Annotated in this window: 24 protein-coding genes; 19 read left to right on the forward strand and 5 right to left on the reverse strand. The window is 48.7% G+C overall.

Going from position 1 to position 25,582, the window contains the following annotated elements:
• Window position 1: 1 nt before the first annotated feature.
• Window positions 2–1,225, forward strand: coding sequence for an ABC transporter permease (locus tag ACU1JV_RS17880; RefSeq protein WP_413986932.1), 1,224 nt, complete (start codon window positions 2–4; stop codon window positions 1,223–1,225).
• Between the two features lie 121 nt (window positions 1,226–1,346).
• Here ACU1JV_RS17880 and ACU1JV_RS17885 read toward each other — a convergent pair whose 3' ends face one another.
• Window positions 1,347–1,463, reverse strand: coding sequence for a YjcZ family sporulation protein (locus ACU1JV_RS17885; RefSeq protein WP_413986931.1), 117 nt, complete (start codon window positions 1,461–1,463; stop codon window positions 1,347–1,349).
• 206 nt (window positions 1,464–1,669) lie between these two features.
• Here ACU1JV_RS17885 and ACU1JV_RS17890 point away from each other — a divergent pair, with 206 nt between their 5' ends.
• Window positions 1,670–2,947: an ATP-binding protein gene (locus tag ACU1JV_RS17890; protein ID WP_064963438.1), complete on the forward strand. Its 1,278-nt coding sequence runs from the start codon at window positions 1,670–1,672 to the stop codon at window positions 2,945–2,947.
• Window positions 2,948–3,051: 104 nt separating this feature from the next.
• Here the strand turns inward: ACU1JV_RS17890 and ACU1JV_RS17895 are convergent, their stop codons facing one another.
• Window positions 3,052–4,350 (reverse strand): aminotransferase class I/II-fold pyridoxal phosphate-dependent enzyme, encoded by a 1,299-nt coding sequence (locus ACU1JV_RS17895; protein WP_413986930.1) that lies wholly within the window; start codon window positions 4,348–4,350, stop codon window positions 3,052–3,054.
• Window positions 4,351–4,530: 180 nt separating this feature from the next.
• Here ACU1JV_RS17895 and ACU1JV_RS17900 point away from each other — a divergent pair, with 180 nt between their 5' ends.
• Window positions 4,531–5,316 (forward strand): helix-turn-helix domain-containing protein, encoded by a 786-nt coding sequence (locus ACU1JV_RS17900; protein WP_413986929.1) that lies wholly within the window; start codon window positions 4,531–4,533, stop codon window positions 5,314–5,316.
• A gap of 141 nt (window positions 5,317–5,457) precedes the next feature.
• Here ACU1JV_RS17900 and asd read toward each other — a convergent pair whose 3' ends face one another.
• Both asd and ACU1JV_RS17910 read right to left on the reverse strand, forming a co-directional pair.
• Window positions 5,458–6,255, reverse strand: coding sequence for an archaetidylserine decarboxylase (gene asd / locus ACU1JV_RS17905; RefSeq protein WP_216975378.1), 798 nt, complete (start codon window positions 6,253–6,255; stop codon window positions 5,458–5,460).
• Between the two features lie 88 nt (window positions 6,256–6,343).
• The gene (locus tag ACU1JV_RS17910) at window positions 6,344–7,471 is read right to left on the reverse strand and encodes a YheC/YheD family endospore coat-associated protein (protein WP_058830436.1); all 1,128 of its coding nucleotides are present in this window, start codon (window positions 7,469–7,471) and stop codon (window positions 6,344–6,346) included.
• A gap of 206 nt (window positions 7,472–7,677) precedes the next feature.
• Between ACU1JV_RS17910 and ACU1JV_RS17915 the strand changes: the two genes are divergently transcribed.
• The 4 genes from ACU1JV_RS17915 to ACU1JV_RS17930 all read left to right on the forward strand — a co-directional run bounded on the left by ACU1JV_RS17915 (window position 7,678) and on the right by ACU1JV_RS17930 (window position 12,461).
• Window positions 7,678–8,841 (forward strand): glycosyltransferase family 4 protein, encoded by a 1,164-nt coding sequence (locus tag ACU1JV_RS17915; protein ID WP_413986928.1) that lies wholly within the window; start codon window positions 7,678–7,680, stop codon window positions 8,839–8,841.
• Window positions 8,842–8,955: 114 nt separating this feature from the next.
• Window positions 8,956–9,738 (forward strand): WIAG-tail domain, encoded by a 783-nt coding sequence (locus ACU1JV_RS17920; RefSeq protein ID WP_058830438.1) that lies wholly within the window; start codon window positions 8,956–8,958, stop codon window positions 9,736–9,738.
• A gap of 337 nt (window positions 9,739–10,075) precedes the next feature.
• On the forward strand, window positions 10,076–10,666 hold the full coding sequence (locus tag ACU1JV_RS17925; protein WP_137079178.1) for a sensor domain-containing protein: 591 nt from the start codon (window positions 10,076–10,078) through the stop codon (window positions 10,664–10,666).
• Between the two features lie 4 nt (window positions 10,667–10,670).
• Entirely contained in the window at window positions 10,671–12,461 is a 1,791-nt protein-coding gene (locus tag ACU1JV_RS17930) for a hybrid sensor histidine kinase/response regulator transcription factor (protein WP_337683449.1), read from the forward strand.
• Between the two features lie 165 nt (window positions 12,462–12,626).
• Here ACU1JV_RS17930 and ACU1JV_RS17935 read toward each other — a convergent pair whose 3' ends face one another.
• Window positions 12,627–14,405, reverse strand: coding sequence for a M4 family metallopeptidase (locus ACU1JV_RS17935; RefSeq protein WP_413986927.1), 1,779 nt, complete (start codon window positions 14,403–14,405; stop codon window positions 12,627–12,629).
• 556 nt (window positions 14,406–14,961) lie between these two features.
• Between ACU1JV_RS17935 and ACU1JV_RS17940 the strand changes: the two genes are divergently transcribed.
• The 12 genes from ACU1JV_RS17940 to ACU1JV_RS17995 all read left to right on the forward strand — a co-directional run bounded on the left by ACU1JV_RS17940 (window position 14,962) and on the right by ACU1JV_RS17995 (window position 25,468).
• Window positions 14,962–15,900, forward strand: a complete 939-nt coding sequence (locus ACU1JV_RS17940; protein ID WP_413986926.1) for a glycosyltransferase family 2 protein — start codon at window positions 14,962–14,964, stop codon at window positions 15,898–15,900.
• Window positions 15,897–16,832: a glycosyltransferase family 2 protein gene (locus tag ACU1JV_RS17945; RefSeq protein ID WP_413986925.1), complete on the forward strand. Its 936-nt coding sequence runs from the start codon at window positions 15,897–15,899 to the stop codon at window positions 16,830–16,832. The genes ACU1JV_RS17940 and ACU1JV_RS17945 overlap by 4 nt, the downstream gene beginning before the upstream one ends.
• Window positions 16,829–17,629 carry a glycosyltransferase family 2 protein gene (locus tag ACU1JV_RS17950; protein ID WP_013372837.1) on the forward strand — a complete coding sequence of 267 codons (801 nt, stop codon included), beginning with the start codon at window positions 16,829–16,831 and terminating at the stop codon, window positions 17,627–17,629. The genes ACU1JV_RS17945 and ACU1JV_RS17950 overlap by 4 nt, the downstream gene beginning before the upstream one ends.
• A complete protein-coding gene (locus ACU1JV_RS17955; protein WP_090738364.1) occupies window positions 17,626–18,357 on the forward strand; it encodes a sugar phosphate nucleotidyltransferase in 732 nt (243 codons plus the stop codon). The genes ACU1JV_RS17950 and ACU1JV_RS17955 overlap by 4 nt, the downstream gene beginning before the upstream one ends.
• A gap of 72 nt (window positions 18,358–18,429) precedes the next feature.
• On the forward strand, window positions 18,430–19,893 hold the full coding sequence (locus ACU1JV_RS17960; RefSeq protein WP_413986924.1) for a glycosyltransferase family 2 protein: 1,464 nt from the start codon (window positions 18,430–18,432) through the stop codon (window positions 19,891–19,893).
• Window positions 19,894–20,011: 118 nt separating this feature from the next.
• Complete coding sequence (locus tag ACU1JV_RS17965) at window positions 20,012–20,299, forward strand: hypothetical protein (RefSeq protein ID WP_013372834.1); 288 nt, start codon at window positions 20,012–20,014, stop codon at window positions 20,297–20,299.
• A gap of 29 nt (window positions 20,300–20,328) precedes the next feature.
• Entirely contained in the window at window positions 20,329–20,661 is a 333-nt protein-coding gene (locus ACU1JV_RS17970) for a hypothetical protein (protein ID WP_013372833.1), read from the forward strand.
• On the forward strand, window positions 20,661–21,011 hold the full coding sequence (locus tag ACU1JV_RS17975; protein WP_013372832.1) for a hypothetical protein: 351 nt from the start codon (window positions 20,661–20,663) through the stop codon (window positions 21,009–21,011). Before ACU1JV_RS17970 ends, ACU1JV_RS17975 begins: the two co-directional genes overlap by 1 nt.
• Complete coding sequence (locus tag ACU1JV_RS17980; RefSeq protein WP_155617182.1) at window positions 20,959–21,318, forward strand: hypothetical protein; 360 nt, start codon at window positions 20,959–20,961, stop codon at window positions 21,316–21,318. The genes ACU1JV_RS17975 and ACU1JV_RS17980 overlap by 53 nt, the downstream gene beginning before the upstream one ends.
• Window positions 21,319–21,500: 182 nt before the next feature.
• Window positions 21,501–22,592 carry a CgeB family protein gene (locus tag ACU1JV_RS17985; RefSeq protein WP_058830446.1) on the forward strand — a complete coding sequence of 364 codons (1,092 nt, stop codon included), beginning with the start codon at window positions 21,501–21,503 and terminating at the stop codon, window positions 22,590–22,592.
• A gap of 33 nt (window positions 22,593–22,625) precedes the next feature.
• Window positions 22,626–23,759: a CgeB family protein gene (locus ACU1JV_RS17990; RefSeq protein WP_090738366.1), complete on the forward strand. Its 1,134-nt coding sequence runs from the start codon at window positions 22,626–22,628 to the stop codon at window positions 23,757–23,759.
• A 59-nt stretch (window positions 23,760–23,818) separates the two neighbouring features.
• A complete protein-coding gene (locus ACU1JV_RS17995) occupies window positions 23,819–25,468 on the forward strand; it encodes a glycosyltransferase (RefSeq protein ID WP_413986923.1) in 1,650 nt (549 codons plus the stop codon).
• Window positions 25,469–25,582: the final 114 nt, after the last annotated feature.

Here is a 25,582-nt window from a genome sequence, read left to right on the forward strand (position 1 = left end):
CATGGATTTGCAACGTTTGCATAAAGAAAGACGTCTAGCGTTCTGGGGACAGGTGCTGCCTTATCTGGGCTATGTCATTCAGAGCGGCCTTGCAGTGGTCTTCGGCTTTGCGCTGATTGCCTTTGCCGCATGGTACACGTCCTTGCTGATGCATATTCCGCCGGATTTGCCCATCCGCTGGATCATGCTTATTGTAGCTATTCCAATTGCGCATGCGAGCTTTCGAACGTATTTGAATGAGGCAGATATTGTCTTCCTTCGTCCCCAGGAGCACGCGATGCCCCAGTATTTCAAGGCCAGCCGGATTCGAGGCGTGGTATATAAAATATTCGGTTTGCTGCTGCTGTCCATTATTTTGTGGCCGCTGTATATCCGCAGTGATGCTGCGCCTAAGCCGCTGCTATTGACTCTGCTGCTGTTCGTGCTGCTGAAGCTGCTATTTAGCTACGGCGGCTGGCAGGAGCTTCGCATGGTATCGGTTGGCGGGAGCGTAGGCTATCGTCTCCTGCGGTGGGTTCTGGCTGTGCTGATGGTAGCCGCATGGCTATGGCAGCCTCCGCTACACAGCTTGCCATTTATCGTGTTGGTTGGCGTGGTGTACGTGCTTGTTCTGCGTTTACCAGTCAAACTGCTAGTGGCTTGGGAAAAACTAATCCGCACAGAGGGCATGCAGGCTGCTCGCGTGATGCGTACGTTGGGCTGGTTTGTCGATGTGCCTGCCCTTACGCAGAGAGTGACGCCGCGCCGCTGGCTGTCCTGGCTGGGTGGTAACATACCTTGGAACAGAAGGGGAGCGTATCGTTACCTGCTGTTTAAGACGTTCTTGCGTACAGAGCCAGCAGGCATTGTCATTCGGTTAGGTATTCTGGGTCTGTTAATTATATATATCACCCATGCTAGCTGGATTGGTATTGCCGTATATTTATTTTTTATATTCCTCATAGGTGTTCAGATCACTTCTTTAAGACAGTATCACAGGGATTCGTTGTGGCTTCAGTTATATCCGATTCCTGCGCATAGTCGCCGTGCGTCTTTTCTTGACTTTGTTGTTCGGTTGACGTTGCCGGCTGCGGTGGTGCTGTGGCTTCCTTTTCTGGCAAAAGGAACGGAGGATCTACTGTCTACATTGCTTACATTGGTTGGGGGAGTCCTTGTTGTGTTCCTGCTCCGTGGTACTCAAGCCAAAAAATGGCGTTTGGATGGACAGGATGAGGAAGAAGTGTGACCCATATCTGGGTGAATAAAATAAAGGCTAATTCGCAAGCAGCAAAAGCTGAGCTGCCTGCGGATTAGCCTTTTTTGTACGTTTGCTGCTATGGTAGTCGTGGGTGCAGATATCCGTCTGCTTAAACGAAGATCGTTTTGCTGATGATAACTAACAAAATGAACAGTACCAAAATTGTTCCTGTACTTGTGAATGCGCCATAACCACTGTAACCGCCTCTTGTTTCTTCTGCTCCCATGCTCATTCTCCTCTCGGTCATTGTGATAAAGGATACATCGTATCTTATGAAGTGGGTTTTTGGATTGCGTGGGCCAATGTTCTGGTGTGTTGCCGAATCGCCCTATATTTTTCATCAGATACACGAAGTGAGAGAGGAAAAGGTACGTATTACCGAGAATAGAAGAAGTATGTAATCATTATCACTTGGAAAGTGGGAAAGACGAGATGCTGGTAGATAAGCTGCTCGTGAACATATTTCTTGTGTTTGTACCGTTACTCGTATATAGCGCTTTGTCGGATCATCGGCATAGGAAGCATACCCCGCTGCTTATGGGAGGGGTGCTGGGTGTTTCTTCTGTGCTTTGCCTTATGTTTTCGTACATTTGGTACGGATTATATTGGGATCTTCGCTATGTTCCTTTGATCCTTTCTGTTTTATATTTTGGTCCTACGGCAGGTCTAATGAATGTGACGCTAATGGTAATGGCTCGCATGTATGTAGGCCCTGAGTCTATGGTGGTGGGGCTTCCGAGCATGATGTTGTGTTATTTGGGACCTCTCTTGGTAAGAAACAAATTTATGCAGCTCAAAAGCATGTTGCTTCGAGTGGGCATGAATATGGTAATGAGTATATGGATTACTGGGGTCATGCTGATTTTTCTTTTAATACATTCTTGGATCAATGGCAGACTGGATGAGGATGAGATTGAGCTGATCCGTTCAATACTCTGGTTCGGTGTGATTCAATTCCTAAGTATTGGAGCTTCTTCTTTCTGGATGGAGTTTAGTTTGGAGCGAGAAGAAATGAGAAGAAAAATTAAATATGCCGAGCGTCTGAATACGTTGGGTGAACTGGCAGCCTCTATGGCCCATGAAGTACGGAATCCTTTAACCGTCGTAAAAGGGTTCCTGCAAATGGTCCAGTCAGGATTAGAAGGGAAAAATCGCAGATATGTTGCTTTGGCACTGGCAGAAGTGGATCGGGCTGAAAGAATTATTAGCGATTATCTGAACTTATCCAGACCGCAGATTGGAAACACAGAACGGATGGATCTGTCTGGCATGGTTCAACAGATCGTTTTGCTTCTGAAGCCAATGGCGACCAAGCAAGGCGTAAGGCTGTATACAGAGCTAAGGAATGAAATTTACATACATACAGATCGTAACCAGCTGCTACAGGCGTTAATACATGTGACGAAAAATGCGATTGAAGCTGCGGAAGATGGAGGCAGGGTATACATAAAGCTGACGGTTCAGGAAGAGCAGGCATGTCTAAGTATTAGGGATACCGGAAAAGGCATGAGCCAGGAGCATCTTGAACGAGTGGGTACATTGTTTTTTTCAACCAAAGAGGTAGGAACAGGACTGGGAACGGTCGTTTCCTTTCGAATTATTGAAGCCATGAACGGGAGTATACGCTATGAAAGTGAGCCCGGAGTCGGAACGGAGGTCGTCATCCTCCTACCACTGGCACAGGAATCTCTGCTCGCTGCGGAAGGATAATTGTGCGGACGTGTGATGGACAATAGTCAGCCAATCAAAAGCGGTATGCCCTAATATCCGGCATACCGCTAGTTATGCTATATATTTAACCTGATACAGACAGATTAGGCGTTCAACAAATCTTGTGCGCCACGATACACAATGTCATACAGGTCTTCCAGATACTCTTCTTCGATACATGAGAACGCAATACGGAGATCGTATTCACCCAGTGCAATCGTGCCTACCCCATATTGTTCCAGCAAATGAGTGCGCAGTCGTTCAGCAGACAAGCCGTTCAGCTTGAGACACATAAAATAGCCTGAATTGAAAGGATAGTAGCTCCATACATCCCCGTATTTTCCGCTATCGAGCAACGCTTTGACTTTATTAGCCCGCCCCTTCATAATTTGGAACTTTTCATTCTTCTGTTGCTCAAAATCGGGTGATTTGAGGGCATCCAGTACGAAGGTTTGAGATGGGTGAGGCCCGCTCGAAATCGTTGCCCGGATAATCCCTAGTGTTTTTTGTTCCAGCGCACTCAGTACATCCTGATGCTCCGAAGCAAAGGTAATAAATCCGACACGGAAGCCCCAAACAAATTCTTCTTTGGTAGCTCCGTCAATTTTGACTGGTAAAATTCTCGGATGAAGTCCGGCTAGCTGACCGAATAATGATTCATGCAGGGAGTCCTCGAAGAACAGGCCAAAATAAGCGTCATCTGTCACAACTACGACATTGATGCCTGCTTCCGCCGCTTCCTGAATGGCAGCGACAATAGCTTTACCCTCTTCAATGCCCGGTGTATAGCCTGTCGGATTGTTCGGGAAGTTCAGTACAACGATCGCTTTGCCGTATTCTTTCTGCGCTAGTAGCGCCTCGCGTAAACCCTCACTATTAAAACGGTGATCCTCTGTGAACAACGGGAAATTCAACAAACGTCCATGACGGCGAATACCGAAAGTCAGTTCATAGTTCTCCCAGTTTTTATCTGGATAAATGACAGCATCTCCTTCATCCGTAAACAGGTCGGCAACGATGCTCAAACCGTGGGTCAGCGCGTTCGTAACTACAGGAAGGCCGTAGCCTTTTCCAGCCAGCGAAGGATTTTCTTTCAGCATTTTGTCACGCCATACGCTACGAAGTTCAGGTTTGCCCGCAGGGGGAGCGTAAGGATATAAATCCTTAGGACTATAAGCGGACAGCTTCTCCTGAATCACCTCCAAATGCATAGGGCCATTACCTTCAGTAGCAATCCCGATCGTAGCATTATATTTTTTAGCAAGTTTCCCTGCCTCGGCAGATTGACTCAAGATCCCTTCTTTTGGAAAATAAATCTCTTTACCTAAAAGAGAAAGCATTTGATATACATGCTCGTTGCCTGTCTGAATGTTTTGATTTAACTGCGCTGCCAGTGGATTCATTCCCGTTTCATCCTTCCAAGTCATTTTGATTACATATTATAGCATTACACACGGTAAGCGTCACGCACAAGCATTAGGGGGCATAAGAGCGTATTTTTTGCTTAATCGTGGCGCTGCGCTTATATTATAAAATAACGGGATAACAGGACAACCAGAGATGAACAAAAGGAGGTGCAGATTTTGCTGGATACATCTGCGTCATCGTTTATCCTGCTGCCGGCCTTTGCCAAAATTGTGTGCGAGCCGGGCTGGAAATGGCAGGTACGCGAGAAGCCGATGCCAAACTATGATTTATTTTATGTATGGAGCGGAGAAGGGACGGTTGTATTAAATGGGGAAGCCTATCCGGTGAGCAAGGGCAGCTGCTTTCTGTTCAAACCGGGAGACGATACCCGTGCCACACATAATCCGCAAAAGCCGCTCATACTTACTTATATTCATTTTGATCTCACCGAACAACCCAAGCAAATACCAACCAGCTACCGTATGCTGGAGGAAACGTTCGAGGTGGAGCATATGCTTGCCAGATATGTCCGTCTGCGTCTGGAGCGTGCCTATGGGGCTGATGAGGAGGGCAGGCTGATCCTAAAGCAACTGATGATTCATCTGCTGCGTGCAGACCGGAAGGAACCGCAGGAGCAACAGGCCAGTAACCAGCTCACCGAGGTCATTCGAGAAACGGCTAACTACGTGCGGCAGCATCCGGGACTTCCTCATCGAGTCGAGGATTTGGCAGCACGTGCAGGGCTGTCACCGCGTTATTTTTCGATAAAATTCAAGGAGTTGCTAGGTGTTTCTGTGCAATCTCATATTATCAGCATGCGGATTGAGCGCGCACAGCACCTACTGCTACATGCCGGAATGAATGTGACTGAGGTGGCGGAGGCTTTGGGATACCGCGACATCTTTTTCTTCAGCCGCCAATTCAAGCAGTATACAGGAAAAAGTCCGTCTGAGATTCGATAAGGCTATTAACGCATGACGAATATAAAGGATAAATCAAAAAGGACCGAAGCAGTTACGCTGGGTCCTTTTTCATATGAGCCATTTGAATCATTCGATCCGAATGCTTAAATGTGCAGCTATTTTTTTGTTACAATCCTTCATTTATGCCTTAGGATCGTGTCGAAAGCTACCAAGACGTTGTCCCATTTTCACCACATCCCCCAGCTTCAATGCGGGGTCTGGCTCAAATGTGCCGTTTTCAGTTAGCAAAACGACGGTTGAGCCAAATTCAAAATAGGCGAGATCGTCACCTTTTGTCCATGAGACCGCTTTTTCATCCGTATATTTGATGCTGCTCACATTCATTGCGCCAACCTTGACGACTGCCACCTCACCATATTCGTGGGCCATGTACGTAATCTGTCGTTCATTGCGGCTAAGAACTCCCCTCATATGCTGCAAGCCGAAGTCATTCACTGGGTATACTTTACCGCGCAGATGTTCCTTTTCTACCAGTGTACCGGATACCGGTGCATGAATGCGATGATAATTTGACGGGCTGAGATAGAGCACAAAAGCATAGCCGTGTGTGTACTTCTCAAGACGCGGAGAGCGATTAAGAAGCTCTTCCAGCGTATAGTCTTGCCCCTTGACATTCAAAAGAGTGCCAGACGTAATTGGGCCGGTAAAAGTAATCCGTGCATCCACCGGACTGGTCATCACCTCGGCGTTCGTATCAATCGGGCGCATGCCCGCTTTTAATTTGCGTGTAAAATAGGCGTTCAGGGAGCGATATTCTTTCCAATCCTGTTCCGCCTCATGCGTCTGGATCTGGTACGTACGTATAAAGGTGGGGATAAAAAGTCGGCTTGCACCGCTTTGCGCGAAGGAGCCCACAATCCGGCACACCCACTTGCGCGATGATAGCTCCGTCATAAGCCGCAGCCACTGTTTTGCCATTACAGATCCCCCTTGTTCATTTCCGAGCCGTCTTGGCCGGAACCTGTCCGGCCGCTCTGAACTATATTGACACAGAATGTGACGTAAATCAATACAGGGGACGGCCTGGTGAACGTTCAGTGCCTGACGAAGACATTCGTTCGAGAAGCCAACGAGCGTAAGCCATTGGCTGAGCGTACGTTTCTTTCCAGACATTACTCATGCCTGCCTGGCTAAAGCCATAGCGCTGATCACGACCATTGCATTCGATAAAAACAATCTTGCCTTCATGGGTAATTCCCAGATCCAGTCCGACATCGGCCAGACGGGGCAGGTGTTGTGCCAATCGGTGGACGATTTGCAATGAGAGTCTCTCTAGCTCATTCATCAGCCGGGCTATGTTTGAGTTTTGAACTGTCTCTGTTCGTGATAACACCTCTGGTAGGGAACAAGCCGTACCGCCTTGGGCTACATTCGAGACGAAAGTGTGGGATGGAGCAATTTTGGCAAACATGCCTGTCACCCCCCAGATTCCGCCATACCCACGCTGAACGGTCACACGGATATCGAATGGACGATTGTCGCACAAAGCAAGCGGAATGGTTTGCTGTACGATATGAGGCACATGCATCAGTCGCTTATGCAGAAATAAAGGGAGCTCTCCGACCTTCAACCGTAGGGTGGACCAACGTTCAGATATCGTTGGATGAGCACATTGCAATGTCCAGCTTCCGCTGGAATGCCTCAACCGCATAATTCCTCTACCTATGCTACTGCTACTGGGTTTAATTACAACATCCCCGGTTTGCTCCATCAAGGTACGGATGGAAGACAGGTTGCCTTGCAATGTTTTGGGAAGGTGGGGATGTAGCAGAGGATCTTCCTGTAGAATTGCATGTATATGGTCTTTGCCGAAACGGTTTTGTTCATTAAAAATATAGAATCCCTTGTGTACCAGCCTGTTGATATCGCGGGCATTTTCATTTTGCCGATAGAGAGTCCGATTGTGGATGACTGGCGGCAACGGAAGAGTCATCTGCCGATACTCGTTGCCGTTTTTAACAAAAGCCCGGCATGTTCCGGTCGATATATGAATATCTTCCAGACGAAGAAAGCAGGGGATTAGCTCGTAGCTTAACCCGGCCTCCTCGTAATTGGCGATAGATTCATAACGCGTCCTCATGACGGGAATGCCCCGGTAAGTTGCCGGGTTGAGCATGACGCCGACATGCAACATGAGTATGTCCGCCCTCCTTATCGTCAATCCAACTGACCATATTGTGATTCTAGTCCATCATATGTATCAAAGATCGGCCAGGCATGGACGCTAGCCTTGCGATATGCCCAAAGTAATAAGCCAAGCACCTTTCAGAGCAAGAAACGATATGATACAAGATGAGTGTTGAAGGGTGAGGGAATAAGGTAAGGAAAGTAGGTGAGGTGATGCAGAGGCTGAAGGTAGCAGTCATTACACCGGGATCTTTTGTTATACCTTCGCCCCGCAGCAGTTCAGTGGAGCGGGTAATTGCTCGTATGGTACCGCTGGCTAGCCATAAGCTTCAGGCACAGATCTATGGCATAAGAGGAGCAGAAACACCGGATCACGGCGATGTTGACGGAATTCCTTGTATGCGCTATACGCGGGGGGCAGGTTATATTCCCGAGGTAATCGCTGATTTGAAGAGATGGTTACCTGCGGTAATAGATGTACACAACCGCCCCACAGTTGCGTATGCCATTCGCGAGGCTTTGCCCGATAGCAAAATTGTGCTGACTTTGCATTCCACCACGTTCATCCGGGAGCCTCACCTCAAACGGAAGGACATGGGTAGGCTGCTGTTGTCGATGGATCGTATTATTGTGAACAGTGCGTATTTGGGGGCAATCGTGGCCTCTGACAGTCCCGATGCGGTCAGAGAACGCATCGTCATCAACAAGCTGGGTATTCATCCTGGCGATTTCCTGCCACGGTGGACTCCTGCAGCAGAAGCGATCAGGTCGGCACGATTGGACGATTTCGGCTGGTCAGGCCGCCGAATCGTGTTATATGCAGGCAGACTGATGCCAGGGAAGGGAGTTCATCGGCTGCTAAAGGCTCTGCGGCGTATCGTCCATACCTGTCCAGACGTGCTGCTGCTCATAGCAGGGAGTGCCTATTACGGTCACGACCGCCTCACGCCGTACACCGCAGCATTGCATCGGCAGATCCGTAAACTAAGGTTGGCGAGGCATGTGGACTTCCTCGGCTATGTGCCGCATCCGGCATTGGCCTCGTTATATCAGTTAGCCGATGTAGCCGTTGTTCCTTCTATTGAAGCTGAAGCCTTCGGGCTGGTCAATCTGGAAGCCATGGCGGCAGGAGTACCTGTGGTAGCATCACGAATCGGTGGTATTCCGGAGGTTATACAACACGGCAAGACAGGCTGGCTTGTTTATCCGTCACGCGGCGAGCAGGAAATGGCCAACGCCATCACCAGGTTGCTCCAGCAGCACGACTTACGGCGACAAATGGGAGAAGCCGGGCTGGACGAGGTACGGAGGCGATTTTTATGGCAGCACTCCGCCCAACGCTGGGCTCAATTTATAACAGACTGCGCAACTGAGTGACGTGGTCGCGGTTACGTGCATAGGCTATCTCATAGGCATTAGGCCATGATTCCCACCTGGGTGAATGAAGCGGAGCGACCGCTGGTTCACTCCTGTGTCAAAGGAGCGGTCATCATGAACCATCGCACGAACCATAGCCCTAAGGATAAAAAAATAGCACGGCGTAACCTTTCCAATACAGTCCCCTCTCCCCGTGTAAACAAGGAAAAAACGGCTTCGCCTGCTGGCAGTCCCAGACCCACTCAGCGTGGAACGGCAAGGGTACCTGTTCCCGTAGAGAAGGATACCCCGGTGCAAGCTATAGAGGAAGCAGCATGGAAAAAGCATAAGCTTCCCAAAACGCTGGAGGAAGCGATGCAGATGAATCGAGCATCTGTGCTGCTGTTGTCTGTGCCTGACTCGGATACCGAATACGGAACGGATCACGACATGGCGTCTATGAAGACGGAAGGTCAGACCGAGCAAGATTCGTTATTGGATTGCTCTATAACCAGTATTCATATTGCGGAAGGAAGACAGCGTCCAAAGCAGCGAATGCGCTTGCCAGAGCAAGATACCCATCTAGTTTCTCAGACTGAAAAAGAATTAGGTCGGAATGCCATTCATGTTGGCTCAGTGACCGATGACGGGACTACTGACAGTGAAGTGACTTTACCTCAATTTGGCAGCACTTCTTTTTATCTTTCTGCACAAGAAGTTACAAGCAAAGTGAACGTTGTGTTTGATAAGCCTTTTATAGACACGCAATATGCAATCACCGCCAATGCGAGCGTACCGGGAGTGATAGTGTCCGTCACACAACGACAGAGGCATTCGGCAGTGCTTACAGTGGAACGCAGACAACCGGGTCAGATATGTGAGGGATGGATTCTCTGGATTGCGATGGGGACATCATAGATAATAAATATACACAGCTTTTGTTTATGGTAATGTTAGAACAACCTCAGACACTGAAACAGGAATGAAAAAACGCCATTCTTTCCTATGATTATAAGGAAAGAATGGCGTTTTTTTACTTCTTTTTAATCGGCAGAGCATAATAGCCAAAAGCTAAATCGAGCGAAGGTAAAGGAGCTAATGCATGACATAAAAAAGAGCTTAGTACAGCTTGTTTTATAGTCATGACCTACAAATATGACACTTTGACACTACCGTATGTGACAGATAACAAGTTAGATTCGAAGGGCAATTCATAACGTATTAACAAATAAAATAAAGAGTAGGAGAGAATCAAATGACGAAAGAATCAGCTCGCAAAAGGTTGCAAGATTTCTACTTTTTGTTGTTTACCTTCGGATCGGGACTGTTTTATTTTTGCTTCTATTTGGTCAGCATTACATTTGCGTTGGGGGTGACGGTTATCTTCGTGGGCATTCCCTTGTTGGCGTGTGTATTGCGAACAACTCACACGTTTGTCCAATATGAACGCATTCAGACGAAGGTTTATACGGATATATCGATAGAGCCAATCCTGACAAGGACAAACAGTGGAAGGGATAAATGGATGAAAGCGAGAGAAGCCATTCTTAATAGTAGTAATTGGAGGGCGGTTTTTTGGCTTATGCAGAAATTTTTTATTGGGGTGATCAGCCTTATATGTGCCGTTATACTGTACATAGCTCCGATCGTATTTATCGTTACACCGATACTTTTTCAACATCTTGATATATACTTATGGGGATTCGCTGTAGATTCATGGGAAAAGGCTATATGTGTCATGCTCGCTGGGTGTATTCTCGTCTGGATCAATACTCGCATTGGAAACAGCTTAGTTCAAATAGTCGGAATGTACACGCATTCCATGTTTAAAGCTATTAAGAGGTGATAATTTGTTTACAACCTGGAAACAATGGCTCTGGTATGACTGGTTATTGCTTTGTATACGTTTTGTCATCTGGTTTTCATTGATGATAACTACTATCCAACACCAAGACCATTTAACTGTGCCCCTTTGGATCATCGTTCTTTGGGAAATTGCCGCATTTTCAATACCTTGGATTTGTTTAATGTTCAGTTATCGCTACTATCTGCTTACTGAGATGGTTTTGTTTGGCGGAGTGTGCTTCTACTTAACCTTATTATTTCCGGCGGCATATCTTGCATTTTTAATGCCAACTTTCATGATCGCGGCAAATAGTGCTCATAAATCATTCCGTTGGTCGGGTTCTATCACAGTTGTTTTGTTTCCATTGCTCGTTGCAATATTTTCCCCAGGAACAGATCTATGGGCGATTATCCCACAAATCGGTCTGGCTTTTGCGATAGGATTTTCCTTCCACTTACTAGTTTCTAATTACCGCCAAAATGAAATTATACGCAATCAGAAGCTTGTGCTGGAACAGTACCTATCTCAGATTGAGCAGATTACTTTGTTAGAGGAGCGCGACAGACTTTCCAAAGATTTGCATGATACGATGGGGCATTCCTATACCTCTATCATTATGGGGTTGGAAATATTGCGTACGGAATTAGCAACAAAAGATGGAGAGCAGAAAATCGACTCATTATTGCAATTAGCCCGTAACAGTATGGAGGAAGTGAGAGCCTATTTGCATCAAATAGATTCACCACAAGAATCGCTTCCCTTGACTGTTACTTTGCAACAATTAGCAGAGGAGTTCCAGAAACATGCAAAAGTAAATGTACGCACTCGAATAATAGGGGAAGAGTACATAGTCTCCAAACAAGCAAAAATGACGCTTTATCGGTGCTTGCAGGAATCGCTGACTAATGCTGTGCGCCACGGACAATCCACCGAAATCATTGTGTCACTGCATTTTGAGCCGCAACAGACGAGATTGGATGTACAGGATAATGGTGACGGAGTGGAGGAGTGGAAGGATGGCTTCGGATTAACTGCAATGAAAGAACGTGCGACACAGTTACAAGGGAGAGTCACTGTATACTCCGAAAAGGGTGAAGGGACGTTCATCTCATGTGTATTACCCAGACTGATACAATTGTCCGATGAACGAATCCGCTTGTGTATCGTCGATGATCATTCGTTTATCCGAGACAGTCTCCATACCATCTTGGACGGACAGGAGGACTTACAGGTAGTGGGGGTGGCTGAAGATGGAGAACAAGCAGTGGAATTGTGCAGAAGCCTGAATCCAGATTTGATATTAATGGATTTGGAGATGCCCAATCAGGATGGGATTCGTGCGACCAAAATAATCAAGGAAACATGGCCTGACATTCGTGTCCTCATCCTGTCAACGTTTCAGGATACAGAGAGGGCAAAGGAAATCATGCGAAGCGGTGCTGACGGGTATTTGCTGAAATCCATAGAGTCGCGTGAACTGGCTGAAACGATTCGCCTCGTCTATCGGGGAGGATCGGTAATTAACCAAGATTTGTTCCATAGAATGTGGGACGGAAATGATGAAGAAGAGTCAGTCGGACCGAGGTCAGATGGAGAAGAGTATGGCTTAACGAAACGTGAACTAGAGGTTTTGAATCTTTTATCTCAAGGAAACCGTTATAAAACAATTTCTGAGAAACTTTACCTATCCAACGGCACAGTAAGAAATTACGCCTCCACTCTCTATGACAAGCTGGGAGTCAACAATCGAGAAGAAGCCGTGCAAAAAGCAAGAGATACAGGATTACTTTTGTAAGAGAAAAGGGCGCCCCCTTGAGGGGGCGCCCTAAATAAGGGGGGGAAGGGGTGCAGACTTGTACACTGCACCCCTATTTTTCGTCCATGGTATGGGCAGGGCCAAGTAACAGTTGCACAACGGCAAAGGTCTATGGACGAGAATCGTGAAGAGGATGGATATGATTTAGTTTACGCCTACAGCGTCAAAAGACTTGGCAGCTGCAGTTGCTTCTGCTGAGTTCGCCCCGTACAGATCTTTTGCGGCTTGGATCACAGCAGCACGTGCGTTGGAGAAGTCGGAAGAAGAAGTCAGGTAGTTCGTAAAGGCACTGTAGTAAATTTGCACCGCTGCATCACGGCCAATTCCATTTACAGTTACGCCATGGAAATTACCACCTTGTGCTAACAAGTAGTAAGCTTTATTGATAATACCGCTGTTGGTGTGAACACCGCCGTTATCGGAGCTGCCTCTGTACAGGTTGGAATAGTGATCTGGTTGATCGTACAGGGTTGGATTGGACATTGAGCGAAGGGCATCGCCTGCAATGTTTGGCGTGTAAATATCATCGCCTACAAGCCAGTTTTTGCGCTGAATATCATTACCGATAACGTCTGAGAAAGCTTCATTCAATGCGCCGGACTCTCCGTAATATTCCAAATTCGAAGTATACTCTGTGACACCATGCGTAAGTTCATGTCCTACTACATCGGGGTCCCCGCTGAAGGCGATAAATGTGCTACCGTCTCCATCTCCATAAGTCATTTGGGAGCCGTTCCAGAAGGCATTGTTGTAGCGACTACCGTAATGGACCGTCGAACGGAGTTGCAGACCGCGTCCGTCAATGCTGTTGCGTCCAAATTTGGCTTTATAGTAATCATAGGTTTTGGCAGCATACGCATGGGCGTCCACACCAGCTGGATCATTCCATACATTATCAGCATCTGTCAAAATGGTACCTGGGATGCTTTGACGGTTGGAGGCCGTGTAAGTCACGATTCCGTTACCGCGTGTTGTATCTTTTAACTGGTAGCTACTGCCGGAAGCGGTAGTAGTGAACGATTTGGAATCACCAAGCACACCTTTACCTGTGCCTGTCGCTTCATTAATGATGTCATACTGGAATACGATGCTGCCGTCATTGGCATCAATAATGTAGCGGGTACGCAGTGGGGCAGGTTCTAAAACATTAACTTCTGTTACATAAACCAGCAGCAGGTCATCCCCCTTAGGGTAGTAGTAGAGTTCTGCTTTAGGATCTACTTCAGGCTGCAGATTAGCGATTTTGGCAATGGAACTTTTTTCTGGTTCCACTGCTTCAATTTTGCTATCTTTCAGGACAGATGCCTGATCAAGACTCAGCTCGTCCTTATCAACAGAAAGCGTTTTTTCGTTGTTAGCTGCTTCGGTGTAAGTATCTTTACTTACACTGCTTGGCTCCTCAGCGTCTTTAGAAATAGTATCGTCGGAGGTAGGGAGGGCTTCAATCCGTGCAGCTGCTTCTTTATATGCGGTGTAGACCGCTTCAGAAGCGCTGATTTTTGGAGTTGTACCTTGCGTAGCTTCTGCCTGCTGATCCTCATTAACCACCGCTCCTAAGTAAGAGGTGACCTCACCAGATTTGCCCACATGAATAGTTTGTTCAGCTCCATACACGGGAATTCCGTTTACATACTGCTTCAGTCGATAATGGCTTACACCGGATTTGTCGCTTGTGCGATCAACGATTCGGAATTGTTCACGTACACTGGAGCTATCCACACCCAGCAACGATTTCTTTTGTCGATTTAAATAGCTCCATACAATGTCATCCCCCGATACCGAGGTAGGTGCTTTCCATTGCTCGGCGTGGAAGGTCGGTGTAAGCTGAGCTGGCCCCGAAACGGAACTCTCCGCAGATGCACCAGACGCGACAGACCCTAATAACATAGCTCCTCCAAGAAGCGAAACCCATACTTTTTTCATTAAAATTCACTCTCCTCGATTAATGTCAGGATGAATTATCCTGTTTTGAATAAGGCATTACGCCATTTATGTAGGTCGTGTTGTCGTCTGGGGTAGAAGAATGGAACATGAAGAGAAATACCGAAGTGTTATTCATGAAGCGTGCGTGAAAAGAGGGTACTGCATTTGAAGCAAGTAGCCTAAAAAGGTAACAAACTCCTCCCTTCCTGTCGTATACAAAGATAGTGGAATAAAAGCGGATAATGGAAAAAAGTTGCCTTATGCAAAAAAAACAAAAGTTGATTTTTCGAACTCCCATCATCTGGCTCTGATATTAGCACAGAGAATGACGGACGAGAAGATCTATGTAACAAATTTATCCAAAATGATTCTTTAGACCCTAAAAACTCATTTATTTAATAGGAATAATAAGTTTTGTAAAATAAAGTCGAAAATTGCTGTGTCGAAAAGACTCCACGCTTGCCGTTACACACGGCGTTTGGACCGCATAGGTTATGTTGAACTGTCCTAATCATGCTGTTCATCTATACAGCAGCAAGGGGGGTGAGACGGGAGCATGAAAAAGCGTGGAAGAGCTGGATTCAAGATCAATCGGAGGAGGCATTCCAGGGCTTACTATCATTCTAAGATGTGGCTGCCATTCCGAATGCCGAACATGGATAAGAAGCCGATAACCCCAGATAAGAGCGAGGTTCTCGATGCGGAGAGAGGGACACAGATCGGCGGAGCGCGGCCATCTGAACCGCCATCAGTGGGAAAGGTTCTCGTATCTGTCATTATTCCGGCCATGAATGAGCAAAGAACAATCGGAGCTGTGATTCGCGAAGCGCGCCATGTCCATCCACAAACAGAGGTTATCGTTGTTGAGAACGGATCACGCGATAGAACGGCGAAGGTAGCTGCGGCGGCGGGGGCTCGTGTACTTTCCTTCCCGGAACCGCTCGGACATGATGTTGGCCGTCGTATTGGAGCGGAGGCGGCATCCGGACAGATCCTGCTTTTTCTGGATGGTGATATCGTCATTCCCTGCGTCAGACTTCGGCCATTTATACAGGCCGTATGTGCAGGAGCGGATGTGGTGCTGAATGATTACCATGGACCTGTGAATCGCACGCCCATACATCCTGTAGTTGAGGCAAAGCATGTATTGAATATCTTGTCGAATCGTGCTGATTTAGGGGGAGCCTCTATGACTGGTATTCCACATGCCATAAGTCAAAAGGCTTTAAAGGAAATAGGTCTAAAGTCCTTGGAAAAACCTCCGCTATTTCAAGTGATGTCCATCGTCTCCGGGTTGCGAGTGGTGACTGTACATGGAATAGCTGTCGGTAGAATGAACGCAACACGTAAAAAACAGAACGGCAAGGACCCGCTGGCAGGTGTAATTGTCCAGGATCACCTGGATGCCATTGCCTGGCTTACATCACGTCTGGGAGCACGTGCGGGATATACGGATTTGGAGCGCAAACGGATCAGAGATGAGGTGAAAACGTGACTAGAGCGTATCGCAGAAGAAAGCGTGAAGACCCGGGCTGGGGGCTAAGACGTGTACAGCGAAAACGAGAAACGACGGCTTCGATGCATAGCCGGCGGGTGAGAAAACCCACCCCTCGGGCGCAAGAAATACCCGAAGTCAATCTGACCGAGGAACGTGAAGCCCCCAGTGATATAGTATTGCAGGGGGCTGCAGCAGCCGTGGTCAGCGTCTGTAATGAGGAGGCTACGATTGACCGGGTACTGGGCGAGCTGGAGAAACTTCCGCTTGCGGATATCATTGTCGTATTGAACGGCTGTACGGATGGTACGCGCTCCGCCGTAGCCAAACGTCATCCTGGTGCGACTCTCGTTGACGTACCGGATCGCCTGGGGCATGATGTTGGCCGTGCGATAGGCGCACGTCTGACGCAGGCTGATATTGTGCTGTTCGTGGACGGAGATTTGCCGATCCCAGCGTCTGATTTGCTGCCTTTTCTTCAAGCGGTCGATCAGGGAACGGATGTGGCGCTTAATGATCTGGGCAGACATTTGCCTCCTTATACCCAGCAGGACAGCGTAACACGGTGCAAAGGGTTTCTGAACCGAGTACTGCGCAGGTCGGATCTTGGAGCAAGCTCATTGACCGCTGTACCGCATGCATTATCACGACGTGTGCTGAATCAACTTGGGCCAGCCGTGCTTGCGATACCGCCGAAGGCCCACGCGATGGCGATTCTGCATGGCATGATCGTGGCAGCAGTACATGCTGTCGATGTGATTAAAACAAATCGCAAGCGGACCTTCAATGTCGGGAAAGGGAACGCTATGGAGCAGTTAATCATCGGCGATCATGCAGAGGCGCTGACGGCAGTGTTTCAGGTAGCCGGGTATTCTCCGCTCGGGCCTGTTCCAACACGGGTAGACGTTGCCAAAGGGAGGAATGCACGATGAGTCTGACGAGCATCATTATTCCGACTTATAATGGCCTTCATTTATTAAAGCCGTGTATCGAGGCGATTCGAACACATACGATAGATGCACCGTATGAAATTATTGTTGTGGACAACGCTTCGAATGACGGGACGGATGATTTTTGTGCATCCGAGCGGCTAATCAGCATACGTCTTCCTGAAAACAGGGGCTTTCCGGCAGCTTGTAATATGGGGCTCCGTCTGGCTTCGGGCGATCAATTCGTCATTTTAAACAATGATGTGACGGTTACACGGGGATGGCTATCGAATATGTTGGCTGCTTTGCACAGTGAAAGCACAGTGGGACTGGTGGGACCGGTGACGAATTACATCAGCGGTATTCAGCAGATTCATGGAATAGAAGGAGATTTCGCCAGCTGTCTGAGGTATGCGGAGCAGAATAATGTAAGCAATCCCTCCAGATGGCAAGAGGTCAAGCGGCTAGTCGGGTTTTGTCTGTTGTTCCGGCGTGAGCTGCTGGAACGGATTGGATGGCTGGATGAACGATTCAGCCCCGGACATTATGAGGATGACGATTATTGTCTGCGTGCACGCGTACATGGCTATAAGCTGCTCATGTGCAACGACTGTTTTGTCTATCACCAGGGAAATGCGAGTTTCTCGCGCTCGGAAACTTCTTGGCTCGAAGAGCTGATCGAGCGGAACTATCGATTATTTATAGAAAAATGGAGCATAGATCCCAGAATGTTCATTGAAACTGGGAACGCTGCGATCCCATGCACTGAACATGCTGTCGAAGGAGGAAGGAAGATATGAAAGGGATTATTCTCGCAGGAGGAACCGGGTCGCGTCTTCATCCGTTGACTACATTACTCAACAAGCATCTGCTTCCAGTCGGCAAGTATCCCATGATCGTATATGGTATCGAAAGGCTACGGCAAGCGGGGATTACCGATATGCTCATTATTATTGGTAAACAATCGGCCGGACTGTACACTGATTTTTTAGGCAGCGGCAGTGATTATGGTGTCCAATTGACATACCGGATTCAAGAAAAAGCGGGCGGCATTGCGCAAGCTCTCGAATTGGCAAGAAGCTACATGCAGTCAGAAGAGAAGTTCACTGTTTTGCTAGGTGATAATTTGTTCAAGGAAGACTTGGGACCTGTCATCGAACGCTTCAAACAACAGCCACCGGGGAGCGCCAGAGTCTTGCTGAAAAAGGTGGCAGATGCCCGTCGTTACGGGGTACCCGTGTTTGACCCCGAGCGCCCGGAGAGTATTACGCGGATTGAAGAAAAGCCGCAGCATCCCCAATCCAAATATTGCGTTACGGGTATCTATATGTACGATACTGCCGTATTCGATAAGATCCGGGAAATAGCGCCTTCGGCACGTGGTGAGCTTGAGATCACCGATGTTAACAACTGTTATGCTGCTGAAGGCAAGCTGGAATATGACATTTTACGGCGCTACTGGAGCGACGCAGGAACCTTCGATTCCCTTCAGGAAGCTGGAGTGAAAATGAAGGGACTTCTACCTTGATTTCACTGAAACACCATTCAGCCGGGCCAGGCATATAGTATAGGCATAATGCCACCCGGAGGAGTGAACGGCATGAAACGCCTGAGTACGCAAAGGAAACACAGCAAACGACTCGGAAAGAAGGGCTATTGGTCAGGATATAACAGGGGCCAGGAGCAAGGCAGGAAGTTGGGGCAGGCTTCGTTCGGCAAGATTTTTGAAGGCGTAAGTATTATCATTCCGTCCTGCAATCAGCTTCAACAGCTCCGTGCTTGCATTCACCTTATTGAAGAGAATACGAGCCATCCTCACGAAATTATTGTGGTAGACTGCGGCTCGACGGACGGGACACCTACCTATTTGCTCCGTAAAAGCATCGCTGTACGCTATGCGCTGTTAACAAAGGATGTTCAGATGATCGGCAGTTTGAATCAGGGACTGATGATGGCAAAAGGTACAACTATTGTCGTACTGGACCCAAACTCGATGGTGACTCCTGGCTGGCTGGACCGGTTAATGGGCTGTTTATACAGCGATTCGCGTATGGGAGTTGTCGGTCCTGTAACGAATGGTCCATTCGGAGAACAGCAGGTTGAGGTTCCTGATATGAATAAAAATGAAGTGCGTCCATTTGCCATGGCCCATAATATTCCCAACCCGGATGCATGGCGAGAGACTGAAAGCCTGGCCGCATTTTGTCTACTACTACGTAGAGAAACTTTGGTAAAGACGGGATACTGGGACGAAGGATGCCACAGTATTGAGGAAGCCCATGCAGATTGGTTGCTGCGCGTACGCTTGTTGGGGATACGTATGACAATTGCCGGAGATGCGTTTATCCATTTTGTAGAAAGTGATCGGGATACGGTTTATGGTTTTCCTCAAACGACCGAAAGAATCGGTTCAACGGAGGAAGGAAGCCGGAACCGATCCTTTTTTGTCCAAAAGTGGGGGGACGCGGATAAGCTGTTCCACCACCCGGAATTTGGAACAGCAGAGCCAGACGGCCAAGGATTATCAAGTAAGGAAGCACACTTATCAGCAGCAAGCTTTTATCCCGTCGGAGCGCTTGTTGAGGGACCGTCCGGTGCAGTATTTCGGATAGAGCCGGGAAGTAGGCTGCTGCTGCATGGAGCCAGTGCTGCGAGAGGTAAATACGTGCGTCCCGTTAGAGTGTCTCAGCTTGATTTATTGGCGCTTCCCTTGGCAGATGAGCCGGAGGCGATGGTGTCCGGCGCCGCTGATGTCCCCCCTGTAGCTGTGGCGCATGAGGAACCCTTGCCTGTGCTGGCGGCTCCTGAGCTGGGAAACATGTCCATGTTGCCCACACTTCATATCCCGGCTCAACGCAAGCGATGGATCGAGTTACTGTATGCTGAAGGTGGGCAACTGTACCAAATCGGCAACGGTTGGAAAAGACCGTTTCTGACCCTCTACGCTGTGATGAGCTGGCGGGCTGAGGACTATCCAATTCAGTTTTTGTCCTCCGAAGAATTGTCGGCATTGACGGAGAAGCAACCTATTATTGCTCCACCAGTGCTACAAGGGCATTTGTGATGATCGAATAGGCTTTTTTAGGCGGAACCGACTACTCGCTGCGGCATACGCTGTAGTAGCGGAAAGCCCGTAGGTATTTCGTGCGTTCCGCACGGCGGAACACATAAAGGAGGGGCTTATGCATAACGAGTTAGATGATTTGCTGATCCATATTTCGCACTCGCAGCAGCAGATGTCGAGGCTGCTGGATGCGGAACGGCAGGTGGTCGTGCGCATGGCACAGATCATACATGAACTGCCGGATGAGGAGCCGCGTTTTGATGGAATTCCGGGCATTATTGATAGCTCGGGACAAGTAAACAAAAGCATTGTTGCCTATTTGAACGGTATTGCCGACCTTCAGGAAGCAATGGCTGAAATGCTCGTTCGTGTCGTGAAGGAGACGGCATACCCGGAAGAGGAGTAGTGTAACAATCGAGGGTAGGGAGTGAACACATGAGTAGGGAAAAAGCAATGATTCACATGCTGGACGCAGCCTCCAAGATGCAGCGGAATGTGTCTATGATTCTGGAGGCCAAGGCGGTCGAAGCAGAAAAAATGCGCAATTGGACGCTGAACCATCTGGCGCCTCACGCATTTGACACCGATGAAGAGCAGTTGGGACGGCCTTTGGAAATTCACGAGCAGATGGTGGAAATGCTGGAGGGATTAACCCGGCTTCAGACTGGACTATGCAGTAATCTCAAAGCATTGCTGGACCAGGATGAGCAGCAGGGTGGCGGAATGGAAGGGATGATGGGAGGCATGGGCTCGGGGGATATGAACTAATGAGCATGAGGCGTGAACGTGAGATTAAGCTGGATATGATGGAGTCTATTGCTGCCAGCCAGCACGCCGTTGCCCGGATGCTGACCAGTCTTGCGGACTTGACGCCCCATGCGGATATGTCGGCTCCCCGTCTGGAAGAGACCATCCGTATACTCAGCAACTACCAGGGAGAAATCACGAAAATGTTGGCGGGTATTCCTTTAAGAAGACAGGTATATGGGAAACCAACGAAGCCATGGCTCCATGTGCCTGTTCAAAAAAATGAAACCAAGACGAGAAAGCAAAGGAGGAATGAAAATGAGTACAAGGTGGGAACGCACAGCTCGAGACAAAGCCCGCAAAAGACGTAAAGATGCCCGGCGTTCTAGCATTCGTAGATTAAAACGGAGAAGAAGACGTCTGCTTGCTCTTAGACGCCGTAAAAGGGGGCTTAATTCAGTACGTAGAAGACGTTCTCTTCTGCGGCGGCGGAAAAAACCTCAAGCTAACCCGGCCGCAGCTCCTTCTGCGGAGAACCCACAGCCCGTTCCTGTTGCATTAGAGCATGACCCGCAGGCATTCCAGCAGGGATATGATGCTGCTTACAATGAGGGTTTCAATTCAGGCTTTGCCAAAGGTTATGAAGATGGCCACCAGGTCGCTTACAAGGCACAGTAAACTATGAAAATCATCTATTACGGTTAACCCCCCGAAGCCTAGCAGCTTCGGGGTTATTTGCGTTTGGGCAGTTGGACGGGCAAACGCCAATTTTGTCCGGGCAGTGGCAGTCGTCCATGATGCGTTTGACCCCTGTGCATATAGTTTAGGAGTGACAGAAGTTTATCCTACAACAGGACAGGGTGAAGGATGTGAATGATCAACGAAGCGGAAATGAACGCGAAGCATACCGATGTGGCTATCGGGAAGGACGCAGAATGGGCGGTTGCACGGCTGCTCTGTCACAGGTCGTGGCAATACAACCTGCTGTTCGCCAGTTGAAAGTGTTGTATATTCCGCAAGGTTTCGCAGCTATAGACACAGGTGTGCAAGAGGCATTAAGTCAAATATGCAGCTCATGCGCCGTCGGTACTCCTGCCACGATGCTGGCTGACGCTAAGGCTCACCGTCCAGATCTCGTACTGGTCATGAATGGGCTGCATGTGTTTCCGGACGATCATCTGGAGCAGGTACAACAAATACGAGCCATGGGTATTCGGACGGCCATATGGTTTGTAGATGATCCCTACTTTACGGAGGATACGGCGTTGATCTGTCAATCCTACGATGTCGTTTTTACGCATGAAAATTCTTGTCTGCCGTTTTATCGTGATCAGGGAGTAACGAGAGTCCACTATATGCCGCTTGCTGTGTCAGCCCGTATCTTTTATCCCCGGCGGGTAGAACGTGAGCATCAGCATGATATTTGCTTCATTGGAAATGCCTTCTGGAACCGTGTGAAGCTGTTTGACTACCTTGCTCCCTTCTTGGCGGATAAAAGAGTGCTGATCGTAGGTGGGCACTGGGATCGGCTGACCCGGCGGGATGTGCTGGAACGCTTTATCCGTCCGGGTTTTATGGAGCCGGAAGAGACCGCTCGATATTATAACGGTTCCAAAATTGTCATCAATATGCACCGCCCGACAGACCCCGGACTGGATAATCGGAATACACATCAGTTGTCAGCGGAGTCCATCAATCCTCGGACATACGAAATTTCTGCTTGCGGGACGCTTCAAATGACGGATGTGAGGAAGGATCTGAGCCGTTATTACCAACCAGGCTATGACATTGAGACCTTCTCGGGAGCAGAGGAACTGAAAGTGAAGCTGGACTATTATCTCAAGCATGACTGGGAACGCGAACGCATAGCTTGGCGCGCACTGCACACCACCATGCAAAAGCATAGGTACTCGAATCGTATGGAAGAATTGCTGGACAAGGCGATGGCCTAAAGTAAACACCATAAACAGTGAGGAGTGAAAGTGATGACGATATCTACGACAGGACCGTATGACCCAGCTGTTCACCAGACGGCGGCGGCCTCCTGGGAGAAGGGGAGAGCTGCGGGGATCCATGACGGATACGACGAGGGATACCTGCGCGGACGCGCTAACGCGATTGTCTCGCGAACAAAAGCAACGTTCCCTTTTCGACAGATCCATGTACTGTATGTCGTCTCGGGCAAAGGCCTTCCGTATTCTCCGCTGGATGAGGCGGTCATTACCACATTGCAGAGCATGACGGCTCAGGTTACCGTAACAGACCCGCGCCAGCCGGTAGGAGATATTGCTGCTCAGCTTCGTCCGAATCTGATGCTGGCACTGGATGGGATGGATCTACCGTTAGAGCAGGTTGCTGCAGTACGCCAGTTGGGCATTCCCACTGCCATCTGGCTGACGGACGATCCCTATTACACCGATACGACGACCAAAATGGTGACGAATTATGATTATGTGTTCACCTTAGAAATGAACTGTATAGAACTGTATCGTCAGTTGGGCTGCACGTCGGTGCACTACTTGCCATTCGGGGCATTTTTGACTCACTATTTTCCACTCAGCTCGCCTGCTTCAGTGCGACGTGAGATTGGATTTACAGGCTCAGCCTACTGGAATCGCATCTATTTCTTCAATCCGATTATGCCGCAGCTCATGGCCCGCAACATTAAAATCAATGGAATCTGGTGGGATCGTCTTCCGGATTATCAGTCGTATGGTGACAAAATTGAGCTGGGCCGCTGGATGTCTCCGGGCGAGACCAATGATACGTATAACGGCAGCAAAATCGTAATTAATCTTCATCGTTCCCATCAGGATGATTCGGTGAACAACAACTCACTGAAAATTCCGGGGATTTCGCCAAATCCCCGCACGTTTGAAATTTCCGCCAGCGGGACGTTGCAACTGACGGATACAAGAGACGATCTGGCTCGTTTTTACAAGCCAGGGGAAGAGATTGAAACTTACAGTTCTCAGCAGGAACTGCTGGAGAAGGTTGAGTTTTATTTGACGCACGAAAAGGAGCGCCGTGAGATTGCTCTGCGTGCTCTGGAACGAACCCTGCGGGAGCACACGTATGGTCACCGGATTGACCAAATGCTATCGGTCATCTTCCCATAAGATAATTCACATGACGATGGTTGCTATTTTAAAGGAGGTGAACTCCAATCAAGCCGAAAATGATGCTATTCAGCCATGTCAGCAACGTCCGCAGCATTACAGGGGCGGAAAAGCTGCTACTGCATTTTTGTCTAGATATGCGTACGTATTTCGATTGCATTCTCGTAACGCCTGGTGAAGGGCGGCTGACCTCAATGGCCCGCAAGCGCGGGATAGCTGTTCAGACTCAGAATTTGTTCATGCTGCATGGCATGTATACCCCCTATGAGGGATTGGCGCAGGATGCGGAGAATTTGCGGAACCATGTGGCGTATGCACCACTGCACCAGATGCTTCGGCATGCTCGACCTGATGTGGTGCTGGTCAATACCTGTGTGAACGTCATGCCCGCAATGGTTGCCCAAGAGCTTAATATCCCGGTCATCTGGAAAATAACCGAGGTCATTAACCAGAATGCGCATACGCCGATTTCTGTTTCGATTATCGAGCGTTATAGCCAGTGGGTCATTGGCATTTCGCAGGCTGTTATGCGCCCTTTGCATGGCGGGGGATTGACACGTCCGCATACGATGTTGCCTCCTTGCCGGGATATGAATATGCCGTCTCCCAAAGAGTATGTGCTGGAACGGAGAAGGAAACGTGAAAAGCTGGGACTGCGAGATTTTCATATCTGCATTGGTTATATTTCTTCCTTTATCTACGAAGCCAAAGGGCTATTGCCTTTTGTCCACATGGCTCTAAAGCTGTGTGAAACCAATTCGCGGTGCCGTTTCTGGATCATCGGCAGCTCAGTGGATTCCGAGTATTACGTAAAATGTGTCTCTTTGATTCGCCAGTCTCGTTATAGCCGCCGCTTCCAATTCAGTTCATTCGAGGAATCTGTTTCAACAGCCTATAGCGCAATGGATATTGTGGTGATCCCTAGTATGGTGGAGGAAGGATTTGGTATGACGGCCCTGGAGGGGCTGGTGTACGGCAAGCCCGTAGTAGCCTTTGCGCAGGGCGGACTTGTGGAATTAATGGAGGCGACCGGAAATGCAGATTTTTTGGTAGAGCCAGGCAACAGCGATATGCTGGCGCAAAAAGTAGGCTATCTGCTCGATCATTCCGAGGAAGCGGAACGAATTGGTGTGCGTAACAACAGTGCGGCTACGCGTGTCTACGGACCTGATTCCTACCGAAGCAGTCTGCACGTCATGGTCAGTCAATGGGTATGTCATCATCCGCATTGGTTCCCGTTGATTCAGCAGCCGGGTGGTCCTGTATGGACGAGGGAAGGCGAAGGCCTGCGTCAGGTCACTGCAATACCGGAGGCTTATCTCAACACCGTTCGAGAATTTCCCGAATCGGTCGTTAATCAACTGCCGGTGCTGGGTCTGCCGCCAATCGAATATGCAGCCATTCAGGGTTTGCCACAACCAGTTCCCCCTTTGCCTGAGCCAACATCTGAGTTGCCTCGCCGCAAACGTAGTATTCGGGCAAGATGCCCAAAGGGCCGCAAGCATACCAAACTGCGGAGTCGCAGGTACAAGAGAAGCGCTGGCAGAAGCCGTCTCAAGAAAATTCACGGGTCCCCATTATATCGAAAATCCAAGTCCAGACAGAAGCTCAAGCGGAAATTCAAGCTCCAGTCACGGCGATCCAAAGCGCACAAGCAGAAGCGAGTCACACTCAAGGCCAGACAGCATTCCAAACAACGGTCCGGGTGAAATACGCCGGACCGCTTGAGATGAACGATAAGCCGGAGCACAGCCAGTCTGCTGGATGGCTATTATTCATTGAACTCCACAATTCAATGAAACAACGACAGCAAAGGTGGGTTC

Source organism: Paenibacillus sp. T2-29, assembly GCF_052921365.1.

Bases quoted from the DNA above. Each gene is read 5' to 3' on its own strand.
- ACU1JV_RS17935 (WP_413986927.1), bottom strand. From the start codon at position 14,405: ATGAAAAAAGTATGGGTTTCGCTTCTTGGAGGAGCTATGTTATTAGGG.
- ACU1JV_RS17895 (WP_413986930.1), bottom strand. From the start codon at position 4,350: ATGAATCCACTGGCAGCGCAGTTAAATCAAAACATTCAGACAGGCAAC.
- ACU1JV_RS17885 (WP_413986931.1), bottom strand. From the start codon at position 1,463: ATGGGAGCAGAAGAAACAAGAGGCGGTTACAGTGGTTATGGCGCATTC.
- ACU1JV_RS17980 (WP_155617182.1), top strand. From the start codon at position 20,959: ATGAGTACAAGGTGGGAACGCACAGCTCGAGACAAAGCCCGCAAAAGA.
- ACU1JV_RS17960 (WP_413986924.1), top strand. From the start codon at position 18,430: ATGAAACGCCTGAGTACGCAAAGGAAACACAGCAAACGACTCGGAAAG.
- ACU1JV_RS17995 (WP_413986923.1), top strand. From the start codon at position 23,819: ATGATGCTATTCAGCCATGTCAGCAACGTCCGCAGCATTACAGGGGCG.
- ACU1JV_RS17940 (WP_413986926.1), top strand. From the start codon at position 14,962: ATGAAAAAGCGTGGAAGAGCTGGATTCAAGATCAATCGGAGGAGGCAT.
- ACU1JV_RS17880 (WP_413986932.1), top strand. From the start codon at position 2: ATGGATTTGCAACGTTTGCATAAAGAAAGACGTCTAGCGTTCTGGGGA.
- ACU1JV_RS17890 (WP_064963438.1), top strand. From the start codon at position 1,670: ATGCTGGTAGATAAGCTGCTCGTGAACATATTTCTTGTGTTTGTACCG.
- ACU1JV_RS17950 (WP_013372837.1), top strand. From the start codon at position 16,829: ATGAGTCTGACGAGCATCATTATTCCGACTTATAATGGCCTTCATTTA.
- ACU1JV_RS17975 (WP_013372832.1), top strand. From the start codon at position 20,661: ATGAGCATGAGGCGTGAACGTGAGATTAAGCTGGATATGATGGAGTCT.
- ACU1JV_RS17915 (WP_413986928.1), top strand. From the start codon at position 7,678: ATGCAGAGGCTGAAGGTAGCAGTCATTACACCGGGATCTTTTGTTATA.
- ACU1JV_RS17910 (WP_058830436.1), bottom strand. From the start codon at position 7,471: ATGTTGCATGTCGGCGTCATGCTCAACCCGGCAACTTACCGGGGCATT.
- ACU1JV_RS17920 (WP_058830438.1), top strand. From the start codon at position 8,956: ATGAACCATCGCACGAACCATAGCCCTAAGGATAAAAAAATAGCACGG.
- ACU1JV_RS17955 (WP_090738364.1), top strand. From the start codon at position 17,626: ATGAAAGGGATTATTCTCGCAGGAGGAACCGGGTCGCGTCTTCATCCG.
- ACU1JV_RS17965 (WP_013372834.1), top strand. From the start codon at position 20,012: ATGCATAACGAGTTAGATGATTTGCTGATCCATATTTCGCACTCGCAG.
- ACU1JV_RS17925 (WP_137079178.1), top strand. From the start codon at position 10,076: ATGACGAAAGAATCAGCTCGCAAAAGGTTGCAAGATTTCTACTTTTTG.
- ACU1JV_RS17970 (WP_013372833.1), top strand. From the start codon at position 20,329: ATGAGTAGGGAAAAAGCAATGATTCACATGCTGGACGCAGCCTCCAAG.
- ACU1JV_RS17990 (WP_090738366.1), top strand. From the start codon at position 22,626: ATGACGATATCTACGACAGGACCGTATGACCCAGCTGTTCACCAGACG.
- asd (WP_216975378.1), bottom strand. From the start codon at position 6,255: ATGGCAAAACAGTGGCTGCGGCTTATGACGGAGCTATCATCGCGCAAG.